General features: G+C 59.3%; 8 protein-coding genes and 11 pseudogenes. 11 read left to right on the plus strand and 8 right to left on the minus strand.

Going from position 1 to position 18,838, the window contains the following annotated elements:
• Positions 1-11 precede the first annotated feature (11 nt).
• Complete coding sequence (locus ACVW1B_RS01285) at positions 12-974, plus strand: D-2-hydroxyacid dehydrogenase (RefSeq protein ID WP_253635997.1); 963 nt, start codon at positions 12-14, stop codon at positions 972-974.
• Positions 975-1,664: 690 nt separating this feature from the next.
• On the opposite strand, the pseudogene ACVW1B_RS01290 reads toward ACVW1B_RS01285, so the two are convergent.
• Positions 1,665-2,396 (minus strand): annotated as a pseudogene (locus tag ACVW1B_RS01290) (IS256 family transposase); the annotation flags it as partial.
• A 381-nt stretch (positions 2,397-2,777) separates the two neighbouring features.
• On the opposite strand from ACVW1B_RS01290, the pseudogene ACVW1B_RS01295 reads away from it, so the two are divergent.
• Positions 2,778-3,124: pseudogene (locus tag ACVW1B_RS01295) on the plus strand (transposase); the annotation flags it as partial.
• 347 nt (positions 3,125-3,471) lie between these two features.
• Here the strand turns inward: ACVW1B_RS01295 and ACVW1B_RS01300 are convergent.
• The 3 genes from ACVW1B_RS01300 to ACVW1B_RS01310 form a co-directional block, all read right to left on the minus strand.
• On the minus strand, positions 3,472-4,464 hold the full coding sequence (locus tag ACVW1B_RS01300) for an ISNCY family transposase (protein WP_253603656.1): 993 nt from the start codon (positions 4,462-4,464) through the stop codon (positions 3,472-3,474).
• Positions 4,422-4,598 (minus strand): helix-turn-helix domain-containing protein, encoded by a 177-nt coding sequence (locus ACVW1B_RS01305; protein WP_375167109.1) that lies wholly within the window; start codon positions 4,596-4,598, stop codon positions 4,422-4,424. The genes ACVW1B_RS01300 and ACVW1B_RS01305 overlap by 43 nt, the downstream gene beginning before the upstream one ends.
• Positions 4,599-4,760: 162 nt before the next feature.
• Complete coding sequence (locus tag ACVW1B_RS01310; RefSeq protein WP_253610076.1) at positions 4,761-5,096, minus strand: hypothetical protein; 336 nt, start codon at positions 5,094-5,096, stop codon at positions 4,761-4,763.
• An 823-nt stretch (positions 5,097-5,919) separates the two neighbouring features.
• On the opposite strand from ACVW1B_RS01310, the gene ACVW1B_RS01315 reads away from it, so the two are divergent.
• The 5 genes and pseudogenes from ACVW1B_RS01315 to ACVW1B_RS01335 all read left to right on the plus strand — a co-directional run bounded on the left by ACVW1B_RS01315 (position 5,920) and on the right by ACVW1B_RS01335 (position 11,862).
• Positions 5,920-7,323 carry an aminotransferase gene (locus tag ACVW1B_RS01315; RefSeq protein WP_253603654.1) on the plus strand — a complete coding sequence of 468 codons (1,404 nt, stop codon included), beginning with the start codon at positions 5,920-5,922 and terminating at the stop codon, positions 7,321-7,323.
• Positions 7,324-7,495: 172 nt separating this feature from the next.
• Positions 7,496-8,950, plus strand: a complete 1,455-nt coding sequence (locus ACVW1B_RS01320; RefSeq protein WP_253603652.1) for an NAD-dependent succinate-semialdehyde dehydrogenase — start codon at positions 7,496-7,498, stop codon at positions 8,948-8,950.
• Positions 8,951-9,202: 252 nt separating this feature from the next.
• Positions 9,203-10,486 (plus strand): methylaspartate ammonia-lyase, encoded by a 1,284-nt coding sequence (locus ACVW1B_RS01325; RefSeq protein ID WP_253603650.1) that lies wholly within the window; start codon positions 9,203-9,205, stop codon positions 10,484-10,486.
• Positions 10,483-10,542 (plus strand): annotated as a pseudogene (locus ACVW1B_RS01330) (hypothetical protein); the annotation flags it as partial. The gene ACVW1B_RS01325 and the pseudogene ACVW1B_RS01330, both read left to right, overlap by 4 nt.
• Positions 10,543-10,564: 22 nt before the next feature.
• Positions 10,565-11,862 (plus strand): annotated as a pseudogene (locus tag ACVW1B_RS01335) (CaiB/BaiF CoA transferase family protein).
• Positions 11,863-12,513: 651 nt separating this feature from the next.
• On the opposite strand, the pseudogene ACVW1B_RS01340 reads toward ACVW1B_RS01335, so the two are convergent.
• Positions 12,514-13,032, minus strand: a pseudogene (locus ACVW1B_RS01340) (transposase); the annotation flags it as partial.
• A gap of 197 nt (positions 13,033-13,229) precedes the next feature.
• Here ACVW1B_RS01340 and ACVW1B_RS01345 point away from each other — a divergent pair.
• Together ACVW1B_RS01345 and ACVW1B_RS01350 are read left to right on the plus strand one after the other, a co-directional pair.
• A pseudogene (locus ACVW1B_RS01345) lies at positions 13,230-13,359 on the plus strand (IS66 family transposase); the annotation flags it as partial.
• A 164-nt stretch (positions 13,360-13,523) separates the two neighbouring features.
• Positions 13,524-13,633: pseudogene (locus tag ACVW1B_RS01350) on the plus strand (IS481 family transposase); the annotation flags it as partial.
• A gap of 7 nt (positions 13,634-13,640) precedes the next feature.
• Here the strand turns inward: ACVW1B_RS01350 and ACVW1B_RS01355 are convergent.
• The 3 pseudogenes from ACVW1B_RS01355 to istA all read right to left on the minus strand — a co-directional run.
• Positions 13,641-13,926, minus strand: a pseudogene (locus tag ACVW1B_RS01355) (integrase core domain-containing protein); the annotation flags it as partial.
• 241 nt (positions 13,927-14,167) lie between these two features.
• Positions 14,168-14,904 (minus strand): annotated as a pseudogene (gene istB / locus ACVW1B_RS01360) (IS21-like element helper ATPase IstB).
• 11 nt (positions 14,905-14,915) lie between these two features.
• Positions 14,916-16,442: pseudogene (istA, locus tag ACVW1B_RS01365) on the minus strand (IS21 family transposase).
• Positions 16,443-16,646: 204 nt separating this feature from the next.
• Here istA and ACVW1B_RS01370 point away from each other — a divergent pair.
• Together ACVW1B_RS01370 and ACVW1B_RS01375 are read left to right on the plus strand one after the other, a co-directional pair.
• Positions 16,647-17,038 (plus strand): annotated as a pseudogene (locus tag ACVW1B_RS01370) (transposase); the annotation flags it as partial.
• 702 nt (positions 17,039-17,740) lie between these two features.
• A complete protein-coding gene (locus ACVW1B_RS01375) occupies positions 17,741-18,835 on the plus strand; it encodes an ABC transporter ATP-binding protein (RefSeq protein WP_253609768.1) in 1,095 nt (364 codons plus the stop codon).
• Positions 18,836-18,838 lie beyond the last annotated feature (3 nt).

Here is an 18,838-nt window from a genome sequence, read left to right on the forward strand (position 1 = left end):
GAGAGATGAAAATGCCTGCTGAAGGGCCACGCCTTACCATTGTCCTCAACCTCCGTGACGCCGAATTGTATGCGCGACTTATAGCGGATCGCTTCCCCCAGGTTCGCACGATCGTCGCGCCACGCCCTGAGCAACTCGCGAACTGCATAAAGGAGGCAGATGCCCTCCTTGCTTCGAGCTTCCCCGTTGACTTGCTTGAGCAAGCGAAGAAAATGCGCTGGTTCCAGTGCACTAACGCCGGTGTCGATTCGATCCTGCCAATCCGCGAAAGGGTTAGGCACATCACCGTGACAAATGCGCGTGGCCTTCATGGCGAGATCATCGCTGACTTTGTGATGGCCGGCGTAACCATGCTGCATTGGGATTTCCGTAAGCTCCTGCGTGATCAGGCGGAGCGGAAATGGAGCCCGCGCTTTGTCGCGCCGTTGGCCGAGAAGACGCTCGGCGTCGTCGGGCTGGGCTCGATCGGGGGGACGATCGCCCGGCGCGCGAAGAGTGCGGGGATGACCGTTGTCGGCTCAAAGCGTGATGTCTCCGTGCCTGTCGATGGTGTTGACCGGCTATTCGCTTCCGATGCCCTTGAGAAATTGCTGCCGCTTTGCGATTTCGTCGTGCTGGCCGTGCCAGCGACGGCAACGACTATGGGGCTCATCGGCGCAACTGAGATCGCGCGAATGCGCCGCGATGCCTTTCTAATCAACATCGCCCGCGGCCAGATCGTCGTGGAGGCTGAACTGATCAAGGCGCTGGAGGCGGGCACGATCGCCGGTGCCTTGCTCGACGTATTCGAACGGGAGCCATTGCCGAAGGAAAGCTTGTTGTGGGACATGCCGAACGTTATTGCGACACCGCACATTTCGGGAAGTCCGACAAACTATACGGAGCGATTATTCTCAATTTTCGCCGATAACATTGAGCGCTTCCTAAGCGGGCGGGCGTTGACGAACGTCGTGGATCTGGGGCGTGGTTATTGACTGCGGCCCAACCGCCACGAATATGTTCTGGCCGCGTTCATCCATGAACTTCCGGACAGACTCGCCGCCCCCATTAACAGCCATTGGCGCGAATCGGGCGCGTTCGGAGGACTCGAGCAATCCCTGGAGGTTAAGAGTGTTGGGCTCTCGCAAAGCAAAGCTTGATCTCACACAGTATGAGACTAGGTCCTTTCAGAATCAGGTGCTGGAGATCAGTGTATGCACCGCGTTTGAATCAGCCGCACGCTCATTGAGCCGATCGCTACTGATGTGAGGCTCACCTGATGCTCCCGCAGTAAGCTCTCGTCCAACACCTAACTTGGCAGTTCGCAGCAAAGGTTACCTCGACCGTCGCCGGTCGACGGATGTTTGCCAGTGCTGCTCCGCGGAGCGGAGCCACCGCCCTGTTGCAGATTGTAATCTTGCGTCCGTTCTAAAATGACTGTCCGTGAGCGTGATAAGAGCTAGGAGGGTAGGCCGCGGAAAGGGTCCACTGCGGCGCCGGCTCGACGGGCCAGCGGTCGAGCAGCCGTGCTGCGATAGCTCGGCTTCAAGCGCGCTGGGCGCCCCCTCATTACGCAGAAGTTCTTCAATTCTTCGTCGATTTTCGAAGGCTTTGCGTTGTCCGCTGGTTACGTTGGTCGCCTCATGGCCTGCCCAGCGGGAGCTAAGCGTGAATTTGGGCGGTGAGGCCGCGTGGCTTTTGTGGGCCGGAATGACTTCGATGACATGAGCGAATCTGACACCGGCGACGATCTTCGGCGACTGATTTGTACGTTTCAATCGACGCCAGGTACTCTGCTTGAAGACCCTCTATGCCGACAACGAGCCCATGGTCCGAACCATCCGGTGCTGCACGGTGGCAAACACGCTCTCGATCGGATTGGTGGTCCGCAAATGGACCCAGTGCTCGGCAGGGAAGTCGTAGAACGCCAGCAGAACCTCCTGATCCTTGAGGAGGCAATCAGCAGTGCACGCCTATTTGGCACCGTATTTCTCGGCGAAGGTTTCAAGTGCAAGCTCCGCGGCGACCCGGCTCGGCGCCATCGAGATATCCTGCAGGGCTTTCTTCAGGCCACTCTGCACGGAGCTCGGGACCTTGTTGAGCACGTTGACGGTCTTGTGCTGCCAGCAGCGCTGCCGGCGCGTGCCGAGGAAGACTTCTCCAGCGCCTTCCAGAAGCCGAGAGCATCATCGCCGACCGCCAGCTCATGCGCAATCTGCAGTCCGCGCCGGCGAATGTCGATCAGAAGTTCGCGCCAGCTCTGGGCGCCTTCGCGCACGCCGACCTGAAAGCCGATCCCCGGGCGTCGCGCCGATCAAAACCAGTATGCACTCGCTGTGATTCTCCATGCGAGCCTGCAGAAACACGCCGTCGGCCCAGACGTAGACATAGCGCCGCGCCGACAGATCGCGATTCTGCGTTCAAATCTACCAGCTCAGCTGGAAGGCGCCGGCCTATCACCGGTGATGCAGACCTTGCACGATCCGCTCTATGCTGGCGCCTATGCATTTGGCCGAATCGCTCAAAAGACACGGATCTTGGACGGTCGCGCCCGTCATGGCCCACCGTGCTTTCAGGTCCACGAGAACCACTTGCGTGCGAAGGACATCAACGAAGCCCTCTTGGGATACTACTTCGGGCGGCGGAGCAATGCGGGAAAGTGGGTGATGATGGGTTGAGAGAGGCGGCGTGTCGAGACGGGTGTCGAGCCTGCCAGAACCTCTCAAGGAGAGCGATACGCCACGAACAAGACGACCAACATCTTGTCGTTTCGTCAGCCGTCCTAGGTTGATGATCCACTGACAGAAATTCTGCGCAGAGGCCGGGAGCTGCTCGCCAGGGCGGTTGAGATCGAACTGAAGGCGTTTCCGGAGACAACGGCGGAGCAGAAGCTGCCGGATGGCCGCGCCCGGATGGTCCGGTACGGCTATGGCCCTGCGCGCAAGATTGCCACCGACATCGGCGCGGTCGAGGTCGCCCACCCCAAAGTGAGAGACCGCGGCGCGACCGGGGCCGCTTTCTCTCGGCGATCCTGCCATTGTGGGCACGCCGGACGAAGAGCCTGGATACCTTGCTGTCGATCCTCTATCTGCGCGGCATCTCGACCGGTGATTTCCAGGAGGCGTTGTCAGCGTTGCTGGGCAAGCCGCACAAATTCAGAGCGCTGCCGGAGCCGAGCGACTAAGATCGTCGTCAGCACCTCACGACTAAGCCCACGCCGTTCCTCCGTGTAGATGCATTTTCAAATCCTTGCCATGTCGGAACGGGCAACTGTCCGTAGCGGGTGAAGATGTCGTGTTTTTTTAGCTCGTGATCTGTCGCCTTCGTTTTGGAGTTTTGGACGCACCCGGAAGGCGTGGACGGGTCCGCCGCGTTGTCATGCCATGGATAGGGTCGTCTGGTCAGTCCTGTGGGTCGGTTTCTTTGTTCGATTCGAAGGCCGTTTCTCCGTCCCGACCCGCGCTTTCTCGGCGGCGGCGCGCGCAGGAGCGGTCAAGGACGCGCGCTTGCGCGCCCGCCAGGGGCGGCTCCGAGCACGCTGCCAGGCTGAGGCGCGTCGGGGCTGATCTGCTGTCCGTCAGGCGCAAACCTCGCCAATCGATGCGGTCCAAGGAACACGCTGACGGTGCCATCGGGATACTCATGGAGGCGCACCACAGCCTTGACGAAGTGAGGCCTGAGCCGGCTCTGCGGCAGCTGCAGCCGCCGACCGTTCCATGCAACGGTATTATCGTTGGCGACGGTTCGCTCCTCGATCACGCACAGCGCCTCGCGCCAGGCCTCATGCCGATCGGCCACGAATGCCGTGCCTTCCTGTTCGGGCTTGATCGCAAACGCGGCGTTGTGCCCGGGGATGTAATGCGCCTTCAGCCACGCGTTGGCAGCCTCAACCGTCGTGATCCCGGCAAGCCGCAGCTCCTTCGGCAGCCGATCCTGCAAGGTGCCGAACACCCGCTCGGAACGCCCGCGCGCCTGCGGCGAATAGGCTGCGATATGCTCGATCCCAAGATGCGACAAAGCCCGTCCCACCTGGGTTTGTTGCGTCTTCGAGACCTTCTCGCCAGCTTTTGGGGTCAGGAAATAATGGCTGCCGCGGTCGGTGTAGAGCGCGCAGAACAGGCCATGCTCGCCAATCACTTCGCGCAAGGCCTGGAAGGTCGAGGCCGTTCCTTCTTCCTCGACCAGCACCATCGAGTAGATCTCGCTGGTCGCATCGTCCATCGTGACGATCAGGTCCCTCGCGGGCAGGCCTTCGATCCAAACGTGGCGCGATCCGTCCTGGTGCAGCAGCATGCCCCGAAGCGGCCGCCGCGGCCGCTTCTTGCGGTGCGCCGAACGCTTCGGAGCCTTCCGCACCAGCCCCGCCGCGTGCAGCGCCAGCTTCGTCACCGTATAGCCCAGCACATAGTCGTGCCGCTTTTGCATCTGCTCGTGGAAGTGCTTCACCGTGAAGTCCGCGTACTTGTCGCGGAACAGTCCCAGCATCCGAGTTCCAGTTCTTCCTCTGGAGCCAGCCGTGGCGATCGCCGTCCCATACGTCGGTCGACCAGCCCGTCGTCGCCCTCCGCCTCATAACGCTCCGCCCAGCGTTGGAAGGTTCGAACACTGATCCCGAGCAGCCTCCTGCGTCAGCTCCCTCGCCTGCGTCCGTTCCAGCAAATCCGAGAACCGCATCCGTCGTACACCCTCGTGAATGGATGCCGTGCCCATCGTGCCCCCTTTGTTCCGGGGCACCAAAAACACGACACTTCACGAGCTACAAACAGGCGACAGATCACGAGCTACTGACATGTCGGAACGGGCAACTTGAAACGTTCGTCCAAAAAGGGAATGCTACGGATATGCAATTGTCGCGCTTCGAAGACTGTATGCAGAATGTCGCGTGTTGGGCGGATCGGATCAAGGCGGTTTTGTGGGTCGGCAGCGGGCCGTGCCTGTTTGCCAAGACGCTTGAGGAAAAAAAAGTTCTGTTGGCCGGGGTTGCGCCTACTCGGGTGCAGCTGAACCATAAACCATACGCAGTTGCTCGCGCTGATCGCCGGGCTGGACTGGACAAAGGTGCGTCCGGTGGCTGTGAAGTGCTCGGACAACGGGGTGAACTGCTCATGATCGTCCATGGTCGCGCGGTTATGTTTAGGGCAAAGTCAGCGTCGCCGGTGACGTAGAATCCATTGACAACATCAGTTGGTGATTTGATGGCCTTCTTGAATCGATCGATTATATCCGCACGCTCCCGCTCCAAGCTCACCAGCACAAGCATCTGAAGAGGTCTTCCCTACCTCTCTTGGAGGCACGATCGTCGGCCTCGATGATGCCTTCCGAACGGAGCCGCTCAGTCATTGTTGAGACGCGGTAGCAGAGCCGTCATTTCGCCGATTGTTCTTTTGCACGATCTCAAGGATGTGGACGTCTGTTCGGTCATACTGCTGCATAATTGGCTCCAGGTGAACTGCAGCGCCAAATGCTTGGGTGATGCAGGAAATCCTCCGAACGACAGGAGATATGACGCAAACATGTTTGGAATGTCAGTATCCTGAATGCATGGACATTTCAACAAAGGGCCGCGTGGGACTTTGAGGTGGTCTTTCAAGCTATTCGGCAGCTGGTGCTCGCATCTTGGCGAGCGGCAACTCCGCTCGGGGGGGCTTCATGACGGCTGCCGTACTTGTCCTTGCGACCGACGACGTGCTGATCGCCAAGGAAGGGACACTCGGTCATGTCGTAGCTAAGAAGGAAATGCAACCTCGATCGGTCCGTGCGGCTCACGAACCTGCTTGAATACGGTATTGATGGTGGGCAATGCCCCGAAGTTCGCCGGTGCCCCGGGCGGATGGAGGCTGTTTGCGTCGTCCGTGAAGCCTCGAAGCGCGATCTCGCCGAGAACCTTGAGCCGGAATACGCCTGCGTTGCGACCACCGCAGCTTGAGAGAGTAATGCACAATGACCATCAACATCAAAGACATTAGCGAAAAGGACAGAAGCAGTGTCCTGCATCCTTTCACACAGCTCAAGGATTTCGCGACCGGCAAGCTTGGTGAGCCTACGATCGTCGAAACTGGCAAGGGGATCCGCATCCAGGACGCGCACGGTAAATATCTCATCGATGGTTTTGCCGGCATGTACTGCGTCAATGTTGGTTATGGGCGTACCGAGGTGGCTGAAGCAATCTCTCGTCAGGCTCACCGTCTCGCCTACTATCACTGTTACGCCGCTCACACGACGGACGAACTCGCAATCCTCTCGGATCGTCTCGTTAAGATGGCGCCAGGAAAGATGAGTAAAGTGTTCTATGGCATGTCCGGGTCGGACGCCAATGAGACCCAGGCAAAGCTCGTCTGGTACTATAACAACCTTCGAGGCAAGCCGAACAAGAAGAAGATCATAGCGCGCGAGCGCGGCTATCACGGCTGCAGCGTCATTTCTGGCTCAATGACGAGTATGAGCTTTTATCACGACCACATGGATCTTCCGCTGCCGCAGGTGGTGCGCACCGGTGTTCCGCATCATTATTGGGGGGCGAACTCTGGTGAGAGCGAACGCGAATTCTCCGCCCGCCGTGCAGTTGAGCTTGATCAGCTCATCGAACGCCTTGGTCCAGACAACGTTGGAGCGTTCATCGCTGAGCCGGTGCTTGGCACGGGTGGTATCACGCCGCCTCCGGAAGGCTACTGGAAAGCCATCCAGGCCGTTCTTAAGAAGCACGACGTCCTGCTGATAGCCGACGAAGTAATCACCGGTTTCGGTCGAACTGGCTCAATGTTCGGTTCGCAGCTCTATGGAATCGAACCGGACCTGATCACGGTCGCCAAGGGCCTTACTTCCGGCTACTTCCCACTTTCTGCCGCGATCATCGGTGACGACGTCTATAAAGTGTTCGAAGGCTGCGCTGACAGGGTCGGCGCATTTTCGCACGGCTATACCTATTCGGGTCATCCAATCGGCGCCGCTACGGCAAATGCCGTTCTGGACATTGTCGCGAAAGAGAACCTTCCTGGAAATGCCCGCGAAGTCGGCGCCTATTTTCAAGCGCAGCTCAAGGAGAAATTCGCGCAGTTACCGATCGTCGGTGAAGTGCGCGGGGTTGGTCTGATGGGGGCTATCGAGTTTGTCGCCGATCGCCACAAAAAGAGGCGGTTCGATCCATCGCTCAAAGTCGGTACTCGCGTCTCCATGGCCGCCCGCGAGCGGGGCCTGATCGCCCGCCCCATGCCGCATGGCGATATTCTCGGCTTCGCACCGCCCCTCGTGACCACCAAGGCTGAAATCGACAAAATCGTTTTGATCACCGAGAGTGCCGTACGCTCCGTGATGGATGAGCTCGTCCGCGATGGTGAGAAGATTTAAAGGATGAGCTTGACATTGCGTGAACAAATCAATGTCTCGGCGGCGGCAATCCGGCTAAACGTGATGGCTAGACCAAGTGCCGGGGCGGTCGCCCTGAACCTTATTCAAGAGCTAGCTTAGGCAAAGCGACCACTAATAGACAACATGAGGCACCAACGGCAATGCGGTGGCTATGTCCGAGAGCATGAACTACAAACTCTTTATCGACGGAGCGTGGCGCCCGGGCGGTAGCGGCAACGATCTTGCCATCATCAATCCTGCCACTGAGCAGGAATTCGGTCGCGTAGCCGTTGCGTCCGCGTCGGATCTCGATGATACTTTGAGATCTGCACAAAAAAGTCTGCTGCGATGGTCCAACACACCGGCCAATGAACGGGGTTCGCTTCTCGTGCGCGCGGCACGAATTCTGAAGCAAAAGATCGAGGCTGCAGCTGCGGCTCTTTCGAGAGAACAGGGCAAGACCTTAGCCGAAGCGACGGGCGAGTACGTGCGTGCTGTCGAAATGCTCGAATGGAACGGTCTTCATGCCGAGGAAGTATCGGCTCCGTTTCCGATAGACGAGAAAAGGATAATCGTACCGGAGGCGATTGGTGTAGTTGCTGGATTCGCGCCCTGGAACTATCCAGCCGTCCTCAACGCCCGGAAACTTGCCGCCCCTATCGCGGCCGGTTGCCCGGTAATCCTGAAAGCGGCAGAAGAAACCCCAAGCGCCGGGGTGTATATGATTGATGCCTTAAAGGAGGCGGGGATTCCGCCTGGGGTTGTGAGTCTGGTTTTCGGAAATCCTCCAATGATTTCCCGGCACCTGCTAGGATCGCCTGTTGTCCGTGCATTATCCTTCACTGGCTCTACGCCGGTTGGCAAGCAACTCGCGAAGATTGCCGCAAGCAATCTGCAGCGCTGCATTTTAGAACTCGGCGGCCACTCCCCTGTCGTTGTCTTTGAAGATACAGACATCTCCAAGGCGGTTTCCGCAATATCAGAATACAAGTTTGAATGCGCAGGTCAGAGCTGCAACGCTCCCAGTCGCATTTTAGTCGCGCGATCAATCTATGAGGAGTTTTTGGCAAGGCTTGTTCGGGCGGCAGAAAAGATCAGGGTTGGCCGGCCCGACGACCCTGAAACGGACATGGGACCAATGGCGAACGCAAGACGCATTGAAGCAATGGAACGCCTGACGAAGGATGCTGTCGATCGTGGAGCAAGGGTCGAAACCGGTGGCAAACGCATTAATCGGCCGGGCTTCTATTGGGCACCCACCATTCTAAGCAACGTCCACCCCGATTCCCAAGTGCTTCGTGAAGAACCGTTTGGACCGATCCTTACGGTTGCTCCGTTCAGCACGATCGACGAGGCAATTGAGGAAGCGAACGCGACGGAATATGGCCTCGCCTCCTATTTCTTTACTAACTCCCCTGAGGTTCAGAAGCGAATGATCCGCAGCCTTTCCGCGGGTGCTGTCAGCATCAATCACCTCAAGGGCGTGTCTGCGGATGCACCAAACGCTGGCATCAAGCAGAGCGGTTACGGTTACGAGGGGGGTGTTGAAGGGGCGAGGGTCTTCCAAAACCTGAAACTCGTTAACGCAACCAAGGCACTGGCTGTCAGACAAGGGTTAAGCCAATAATAAACTGTCGAAGGTGCGCCGTTCTCCGGAGCGGCGAAAGCGTAACAAACAGTCGCATCTATTCCTCAAGCAGAAAATGGCTCGCAAACTAAGATGCGTACCGGTTTGGTTGAGCGGAAGCTGAGGCTTGCCTAAATACTGCGGATGGATATTGGGCAGCTAAACTATTACATCGCAAAGAGCCCTCGAATTTGCGGGAGTCTTGAGATCAATGGCAGTCCAGATGGCAACAAAGCTTAGAGCAAACGCGCAATGAGAATCTTTCCTATGATAAGAGATGTTATTCTGGCTCCCGGAAATGGAAGCTTTTTCTACGACGATCAAGCTGCCATACGGGCCGGCGCCACTCATGATGGTTTTCGCTATCTAGGGTCGCCCCTGACGCCTGGTTTCACGACCATCCGTATGCCGTCACGTTCGCTCAGTATCGGCCTCGTCTTGTCGGACAATGTGATCGTATGGGGCGACATGATGAGCGTTCAATATTCCGGCGCAGGCGGCCGTGATCCAGTTTATCACGTCGACACGATCGAAACAGTCATTAGATCTGTGGTGATCCCGCGGCTTCTCGCTGCCGATGTTTCTAATTTCCTCAGCGCTTGTGATCGTGTCCTCGCACATCATGAGGGCAAGCGGCTCCCCCTCGCTATCGAATATGGTGTGAGCCAGGCTCTGCTTCGCGCTGCTGCGCATTCTGCCCGGACCACACTAGCCGAGGTGATCTGCTCGGAGTTTGCCTTACCATTGCCGGAGAAGCCAGTTCCGATCTACGCCCAAAGTGGCGATTCAAGAGAAATCAACGTCGATAAGATGATCCTCAAGTCTGTGGAGGTGCTTCCACATGGATTGATCAATTCGCGCGAAAAGTTCGGCGCTTCAGGCCAGACGTTTCGTAACTTCGTCAAATGGGTTGCCAAGCGCACGAGGGAAATCGGAGAACCCGGGTATCATCCCGTTCTGCATTTTGACGTTTACGGCTGGATTGGGCTCGAGATTGGTATGGACGCGCAAGAGATTGCCGAGTTCATCGTGCGGCTTGCGGATGACGTGCCCGGTTACCGGCTTCATATCGAATGCCCCGCGGACTTTGGGTCAACGGAGGCTCAGCTAGAGGAGTACGCCAAGATCGTCGCCCTTCTCGACCGGCGTGGCACAGACGCCCGGATTGTGGTGGACGAACGATGCAATACGCTTGATGAAATCGGGCTCTTCGCCAAAGCAAAGGCGGCTCATCTAATTCAGATTAAGATGCCCGACGTCGGTTCGATCGCCGACTCTGCCAGAGCTGTGTTGGTCTGCAAAGAAAATGGGGTCGGTGCATATGTCGGTGGGAGCTGTACCGAGACCGACTTATCGGCAAGGGCCGCGGTCAACATTGCAGTAGCTACGCAGGCTGACATGATGCTCGCAAAACCTGGGATGGGCGTCGATGAGGGCATCTCCATTGTCGGAAATGAGCAGAGTAGACTGCTTTCGATTCTCAAGCACCGACGTTCCCAGAATTCCCCTCCGAACGCCAGAGCAGCATCCGCATGAGAAAAGCACTCGACGGGATTACCGTCGTTGCTGTCGAGCAGTCAGTGGCAGCGCCTTACGCTTCTTCCCGCCTTGCCGATGCTGGTGCGCGTGTCATCAAAATTGAGCGCCCCCGACGGCGACTTCGCGCGAAAATACGACAAACTCGTTCAGGGCCAGAGCGCGTATTTTGTTTGGCTAAATCGCGGAAAAGAATCGGTCTGCCTCGACCTGACGGTCGAAGAAGACCGTGGCGTTCTAGGTGCGATGGTTGCCGGGGCCGATGTTTCAATTCAAAATCTAAAGCTTGGCTTCGGTTCTGCCGATCTTCGAAAGCGCTTTCCCCGCCTGATAACATGTGACATCTCCGGATTCGGTGATGGCGGTTCTCTGTCGCATTTGAAATCGTACGACCTGATCGTGCAAGCCGAGACTTGGCTTTGCTCCATCACCGGAACAGCGCATTGTCCGGAGCGGGTTGGCGTTTCTGTATGTGATATTTCAGCTGGAATGACCGCTCTCAACGCCATCCTGCAGGCTGAGCGCACCAGGAAAGGAACGTGTATTCAAATATCACTGTTTGATGCCATTGCCGATTGGATGACTGTTCCCCTTCTTCAGTTAGATTACGGCGGCTACTACACCGCGCGAGTGGGCGTGAATCACCCGTCTCTGGCGCCACATGGAGCATACTGCTGCGCGGACGGCAAAGACATTATCTTCTCCGTTCAAAACGACCGCGAATGGGTCAATTTCTGCACCAGATTCCTCAAGCGACCGGAATCCATTCGCCGGCCCGAGTTCGCCGCAACATGGAACGGATTCGCGATAGGGCTAGTTTAGATGAGATCGTCGTTGAGCAGTTTGCGCAAATCTCGAGCGACGAAGCGATGCACAAGCTGGAGGCCTCCGGGCTTGCATACGGACGGCTCAACCAGATAGAGGATCTGTCCCAGCACCTACATTTACGAAGGGTGCCAGTCTCTACGCCGGCGGGCGCTATTCACGTGATCGCGCCAGCCGCGATCTTTGATGAAGAAAAACCCCCTGCATTGCGACCTGTTCCCGCTCGTGGCGCCCATTCCGAGGGATTGCGAATGGAGTTTGGGAATTCGTCGCAGTCGCGGACGGTCGGTTACTCATCTTCGCGTCGGGTGAATGCAAACATAGATCGCATTACATCGGCCTGTGTCCCACCTCCAGTCAACACCTCAGGCGATTCATGGGCACCGCACGATTCTCTCTCCGCAATTTCAGTACTTCGCACGCTGTGGCGATGGTGCTGCTCTGCATTCCAATCGTCACCTCAGACGCAAGGATGCCCACGCGATGTCGTCCACACCGCCGGCGCGACATCGATATCGCAGAGTTCTGTGCGTCAAGTTCAACAAAATTGATCATGGGTCCGGCTGAGCCATCCCCTCGGAGCCAGCCGTCGCCCGCTTGCCCAAAAGCGTAGCGCTGGCGAGCGACGGCGGCCGAGGGGGGCGTGCATCGCCTTGGCGGGCCTGAGTATCGTCAGGCCGCCTGGAGTAACGCCTCCTTTTTGTGCTTCTTCAACAGATCCATGGTATGCATTCGACGTACGCCGTCTTGCGTGACGCGTGGTAATTTGTGGAACGTGTGACCTTATGTATGGTCCGGCCGTGCGTTGCGAGAAGATTCGTCGAATTGGTGGCAGCGGTCTTGCATCAATGTGTCCGGCCTCTTATTGAAGCGTTTGTGCTCCGGGCCATCATGGACATCTGCGCGTGCGTTCTGATTAGTCAACAGGCCTCGAACGGGCCATTAAGGTCACCAGTATCCGCACACGCTCGGAAGTCCTCCATTTTGTCTTGTCTTCTCGCAGATCTCGGCTGGAGACTGTTGATGCGGCTATGTCATCGCTTGCGCCTGATGTTGCGTCGTTCCTTTGTTCGGACCAAAGGTCCTTCGTCCCGGCCCGCAGAACGTCGATCGCGTCGCGCGCAGGGGCGGTCAAGGCCGGCCGTCGCTCTTGCTTACGGCTGACTGGACGTCGCCAGGCCGCGCCAAGCACGGGGCGATCGTTAGGCGGGTCGAGCGTCTGCATCGCCGATCCTGGTTATCTCGAAGACGCGTCCTTTGGCCAGCACAGCCCCGGCGATGTGGGCAAGTTTGTTGGCGAGCGCGATTGCGAGCACATTGTGGTGTGGCCGCTTCTTGGCGGCTTCGATCCAGGATGTGAACCCGTAACGTTCCCAGTTCTCCATCCTGACCAGCACGAATAGAACGCGCAAGTAGCGATTGCCACGCCTCGAGACTTTGCCAAGGATCGTTCGGTCTCCCGTCGAGATTTGTTTGGGCACCAGTCCAAGCCAGGCGCCGAAGTCGCGACCTTTGGAGAATACGTCTCCAGTGCCGATCGCGGCCACCATGGCGCTCGAAATAATCGACCCGATGCCAGGTACCGTCATCAGGCGCGAACATGCCTGATCTTGGCGGGCAATTGCTTCGATCTCTTCGGATAGGCCATTGATGCGCTGATCCAGCCGGCGCCAATCGACTGCTAACTCCCCGATGACACGCAACCTGCGTGGTGACAGGGCAGCCGCAGATGCAAGACCACGACACTGTGGCTTCGCTTAAAAGGCGCGGTCATCAGCAAGTGGTGCAAAAGTCCTGGGTTTACGGGGCAGGCGAGTATCCAGAAGGCGAGCGAAAGCGAATCTTCCGATGACGCGTCGAAAATTATTTAGACGTCGCCAAAATCACGGGCGCGTGCCATCCCTGAGATCAATCCGTGATCGAGATCGACGTCTCGACCCTAACCGGATCGGGTCGGCGCCTGCGTGGTAGCACTCGCTCCCATTATTGAGGCCATCCGGATCCATGTCATGAGCGCGGAACGCATCCACGCCGACGATAGTGTGCTGCAGAAGCGCACAGAAAGGATGATCGAGATGATCTGAAAATCTGTGTGCACAAGCTGTGGCAGCGATGAGGGTAGGCCCCCCGGAACCGACTTTCAGGAGTAGGTCTCAAATCACTTCAAGCGGCTTCGCTTAAGAAGGCGCGGTCGTGAGCGTTGAAGCTAACGGTCGCGGCCGTCCCCTACAAGATTTATACGGTGCTCACTGATCATGAGATCCGGTTCACCTTCCCGCCGCGCTATGCGGACGGCCGACGGCAAGATACGTGACGCATATCCGGTGGTGTTTAGTCCCGGTGTTTGCTGGAGCGGGTTGAGTTTGAATTGCTCTGGCTGGGAAGTCCGGCATTTGCAGATGTATTCGTAGGGTGTGAGGCCGTTCAGGATCTTCAGCCGCCGAGCGTATTTGTAGGCGGTGATGAAGTCGGCAAGGTGAGCTTCAAGCTGATCGTGTCGATCGTAATGGTAGCCTTGGACGGTCGCTTCCTTGATCGTGCGATCCATGAGCTCGACCCTGGCCGTTGGTCCAGGGATGCTTGATCTTGGTCAGCCGATGTACGATTCCTTTTTCTTGTCATCGAATACCGATGTGAAGTCGCTCGGGGATTCCGAGACGATGTCGCCCACCTTTCCGATTTGATCTCGCCCGGTGACGAGGCGTTCTGGCGGTAGCTTCTCTGGCATTTGGCGAGCCGCGTGGTCAACCTGGAATCGCGGCTTGAACTTCTTCTGCTTCTGTTGCGGTTGCTGTGGGCATGTGGGCAACGCCTGGCGTTGTCCAAGCGAAGCGGCATGTCCACAGCGTTACGGGCTCAGGTCTTTCGGGCGGATTGCCGAGTTCGGCGCAGGCTCTCGCGGTCGAGCCGATGGGCATTGTGGACGAGGCGATCGAGCACGGCGTCGGCATAGGTGGGATCTCCAATGAGCACATGCCACTGGTCCACGGGGAGCTGGCTGGTGACGATGGTGGAACGGTGACCGTAGCGATCTTCGAGGATTTCCAGGAGGTCATGACGGACGCCGGCATCGAGCGGCTCGAGCCCCCAATCATCGAGGATCAGCAGATCGACACGGCCGAGGCCGCGCAACAGGCGTGGATGGCGGCCGTCGCCGCGCGCGAGAGCGAGGTCATCGAACAGCCGCGGAACACGTTGATAGAGCACGGAGCGATTGTCGCGGCAGGCCTTGTGGCCGAGCGCCGAGGCGAGCCAGCTCTTGCCGACGCCGGCCGGGCCGCAGATCAGGAGATTGACGTGGTCGTCGATCCAGCGTCCCTCGACAAGCTTGGCAAACAGTGGGCGGTCGAGGCCGCGCGGGGTGCGGTAGTCAATGTCCTCGACGACGCCTGCTGGCGCAGCTTGGCGTAGCGCAGGCGAGTGGCGAGCCGTTTGTCGTGCCGCAGCGAGGCTTCACGTTCGAGCAGCAGAGCAAGCCATTCGGCGTGACCGAGGCTGCCAGCCTCACCGGCGGCTTCGATGTCGGCGAAGGCCTGGGCCATGCCGTGGAGGCCGAGGGCGTTGAGGCGGTCGAGGGTCGGATGGGTGAGCAAGGGATGGTCTCCTAATTGTAGTAGCGCGGTCCGCGGATGTTGGCATGCAGGATCGGCGCATCGTCCGCGGAGCGCTGGTGAGCAGGACGCCGATCGAGATTGTTGGCGAGGATTGAGCGAGCCATAGGTGCGCGCGCCGATGTCGATCGCCCGCGCAGCCGCGGCGTCCAGCCGTTCGCGCCCGTAGGACGCGGCGAGCCTGAGGATGCCGAGGCAGGCGCGGAAACCTTGTTCAGGGTGCGAGCGCTCGTCGAGAATGAGGTCGCACAATGCGCTGGTTGCCGGGCCGATCGCGGCGGCGTCCTGGCGGATACGCCCGATGGTCCAGCTGGCATAGCGGCGATGGCTGGAGGCCATGTGCTCCGGCACGGTGGTGTGCTTGTGATTGCCGCTCATGCGCTGATGCGCGGCAATCCGCTCGCCCTTGTGGAAGATCTCGACAGTGCGGGCGGTGAACCGCATCTCGACCTCGGCACGAGCGAAGCGATGCGGAACGCTGTAGTAATGCTTCTCCACCTCGACGTGGTAGTCGAGGTTGACGCGCCGGATACGCCACTCCGCGAGCACGTGGGGCTCGCCGGCAACGGCTTGAGCGCCGGCCGGTCGACCTCCTCGAGCAACCGGCGGCGCGTCACGCCGAGCCGCCGGATCGGCCGCTCCTCGTTGAGCCTGGTGAGCAACTCGCCGATCGCCGCGTTGACCTCGGCGAGGCCGTAGAAGACACGGTGGCGCAGGCGGCCGAGCAGCCAGCGCTCGATGATGAGGACAGCCTGCTCGACCTTGGCCTTGTCGCGCGGCTTGCGCGGCCGCGCCGGCAGGACGGCCGTGCCGTAATGCGCGGCCATCTCCGCATAGGTGCGATTGATCTGCGGGTCGTAGAGGCTCGCCTTGATGACTGCGACTTTGGTGTTGTCAGGCACCAAGAGCGCCGGGACGCCGCCGATCGCCGCGAAGGCGCCAACATGGGCGCTGATCTAGTCGGCGAGCCCCTGTGTCCACGTTGCCTGCGCATAGGTGAAGTTCGAGGCGCCAAGCACGGCGACGAAGACCTGCGCCGTTCTGTGCTCACCGGTGAGGCCGTCGACCACCACCGGCACGCCGTCGCCCGCGTAATCGACGAACAATTTGTCGCCGGCCGCGTGCGCCTGGCGCATCGTCACCGACAGGCGTCCCTCCCAGGCGCGGTAAAGCTCGCAGAAGCGCGAGTACCGGTATCCGCCGGGCTCGGCGCCGATGTACTCCTCCCTCAGGATCGACAGCGTCATGTGCTTGCGCTTGAGCTCGCGGTGCACCGCCGCCCAGTCGGGCTCGGCGATGCGGCGATGACCCTGCCGGTTACCGTTGCCGGTCTTGGCGAATAGGCGGGCCTCCAGGGCCGCGTCCGTGAGTTCGTCGGGCAACGGCCAGCCCAGGCCTGCGGCCTCGAACCGCCGGATGGTCAACCGCACCGTCGGGGGCGCCGCGCCCATCCGCCGCGCAATCTCGCGGCTCGGCAGCCCAGCCGCCTTCATCCTGATCACATCGCGCACACGGCGCATCGCAAGCCTCTCCGTCGGCATCCAGGGTCCCCTTTCGCAAAGCCGAAAGGACGGACCCTATGGGAGCCAGAAGAGGCCTCGTCACCCGGGCGACATCATCCCGGAATGGCGGGCGAGATCGTCTCGGAATGGTGGGCGACTTCAAATCGGAAAGGTGGGCGAGATCATCTCGGAATGCCGGGCGACATCGAGCGGAATCCGCATGAGCTGGCGGTCGGCGATGGTGCTCTCGGCTTCTGGAAGGCGCTGGAGAAGTCTTCCTCGGCACGCGCCGGCAGCGCTGCTGGCAGCACAAGACCGTCAACGTGCTCAACAAGGTCCCGAGCTCCGTGCAGAGTGGCCTGAAGAAAGCCCTGCAGGATATCTCGATGGCGCCGAGCCGGGTCGCCGCGGAGCTTGCACTCGAAACCTTCGCCGAGAAATACGGTGCCAAATAGGCGTGCACTGCTGATTGCCTCCTCAAGGATCAGGAGGTTCTGCTGGCGTTCTACGACTTCCCTGCCGAGCACTGGGTCCATTTGCGGACCACCAATCCGATCGAGAGCGTGTTTGCCACCGTGCAGCACCGGATGGTTCGGACCATGGGCTCGTTGTCGGCATAGAGGGTCTTCAAGCAGAGTACCTGGCGTCGATTGAAACGTACAAATCAGTCGCCGAAGATCGTCGCCGGTGTCAGATTCGCTCATGTCATCGAGGTCATTCCGGCCCACAAAAGCCACGCGGCCTCACCGCCCAAATTCACGCTTAGCTCGCCGATCTTAGACATGGGACTTCTCCGTGCGACGCCAAAGCTTCTCCAATATCATGTAGGGCGTCGACGGTGGCTTGCTACGAGGCGGGCCGAGGCTGGGCAGTCGGGCCCCGGGGCGGTTTCGATCATAGGCTGCTCGATGACTCACTCCACTGCTAGGATGAGCGAGCTTTTGTGGATCCCGCTTTCGTTCGCGCATCATTTATCAGTGGTCCCCGGCGGTAACTTCGATGACACAAATCTTCGCATTTGCCCGATTAGACGCAGAATTTCGGCTCACCGGCAGGCTACATTTGATGGAATCAGCTTTAGCAGCCCGATAATATTTTCGTGAAAGACAAAACCTCCTACGACTATGGGTCGCTGGGGTAACGCAAGTAGGGAAGGAATGCGCCAGTTGGTCAACCACATGCGGCTCATCCAGACGTGCTCCCGTAATCTCGACGGGGCGCGCGAGAAGTTGCAATCTGTCAAGAAAGAACATCGTGGTCTGGTGGCCAGCGGCACCACAGTAGCGCGCGGAGCGCCGGGGCCGGAGAGAGGGTCGATGCCCGGCGCGAACAATGCCTTTGTGAAGTTCTCCGACGTCCAGAAGACCTACGACGGCGAAACGCTGGTCGTTAAGAATCTCAACCTGGACGTCGCCCGAGGTGAGTTTTTGACCATGCTGGGGCCATCCGGCTCCGGCAAGACGACGACCCTCATGATGCTCGCCGGCTTCGAGGTGCCGACCCAGGGGCGAATACTTCTGGAGGGCCGCCCGATCGACAACATGCCTCCGCACAAGCGCGATATCGGCATGGTGTTCCAGAGTTACGCGCTTTTTCCGCATATGACCGTGGAGGAAAACCTCGCCTTCCCGCTCAAGGTGCGCAAGCTCGGCAGGACCGACATCGAGACCAGGATCAGGCGGGCGCTCGACGTGGTCCGGCTCGGCGCCTATGGCAAGCGCCGGCCCGCTCAGCTTTCAGGTGGTCAGCAACAGCGCGTCGCGCTTGCCCGCGCGCTCGTCTTCGATCCCAAGCTCGTACTGATGGACGAGCCGCTCGGCGCGCTGGACAAGCAGCTGCGCGAGCAGATGCAGCTCGAGATCAAGCATATCCACGAGGATCTCGGTGTCACTGTGGTCTACGTGACGCATGACCAGGGCGAGGCGCTAACGATGTCGGACCGCATAGCGGTGTTCAATGACGGAGTGATCCAGCAACTCGCCGGGCCCGCCGAGCTGTACGAGCGGCCACAGAACGCCTTCGTCGCCCAGTTCATCGGCGAGAACAACCGGCTGCACGGCAAGGTCGTGGCGATGAATGGCACGACCTGCATGATAGAAATTGCCGGTGCGGGCAATGTGCAGGCGCTGGCGATCAATGTCGAGGCGGTCGGCCGGCCGACCGTGATGTCGCTGCGGCCCGAGCGAGTACAGCTGAACCCTATGCCGGGCTTGCTGCCCAATGTCTTCGGTGCGCGTGTTATGGAGGTGATCTATCTGGGTGACCACGTGCGCACTCGCGTCTCAGTGTGCGGCCATGATGATTTTGTGATCAAGCTACCGAATTCGGAAGGTCTGGTGCAGCTCGAGCCGGGCGCATCGATCACCGTCGGATGGAAAATAGAGGATTGTCGGGCGCTCGACGCGTCTTGACGG

The sequence above is a fragment of the Bradyrhizobium sp. USDA 4502 genome (assembly GCF_054063355.1).

What these genes read in the sequence shown, in the direction of transcription:
- ACVW1B_RS01285 (WP_253635997.1), top strand. Translation starts at nt 12, where the DNA reads ATGCCTGCTGAAGGGCCACGCCTTACCATTGTCCTCAACCTCCGTGAC.
- ACVW1B_RS01300 (WP_253603656.1), bottom strand. Translation starts at nt 4,464, where the DNA reads ATGCTGGGACTGTTCCGCGACAAGTACGCGGACTTCACGGTGAAGCAC.
- ACVW1B_RS01310 (WP_253610076.1), bottom strand. Translation starts at nt 5,096, where the DNA reads ATGGACGATCATGAGCAGTTCACCCCGTTGTCCGAGCACTTCACAGCC.
- ACVW1B_RS01315 (WP_253603654.1), top strand. Translation starts at nt 5,920, where the DNA reads ATGACCATCAACATCAAAGACATTAGCGAAAAGGACAGAAGCAGTGTC.
- ACVW1B_RS01320 (WP_253603652.1), top strand. Translation starts at nt 7,496, where the DNA reads ATGTCCGAGAGCATGAACTACAAACTCTTTATCGACGGAGCGTGGCGC.
- ACVW1B_RS01325 (WP_253603650.1), top strand. Translation starts at nt 9,203, where the DNA reads ATGAGAATCTTTCCTATGATAAGAGATGTTATTCTGGCTCCCGGAAAT.
- ACVW1B_RS01375 (WP_253609768.1), top strand. Translation starts at nt 17,741, where the DNA reads ATGCCCGGCGCGAACAATGCCTTTGTGAAGTTCTCCGACGTCCAGAAG.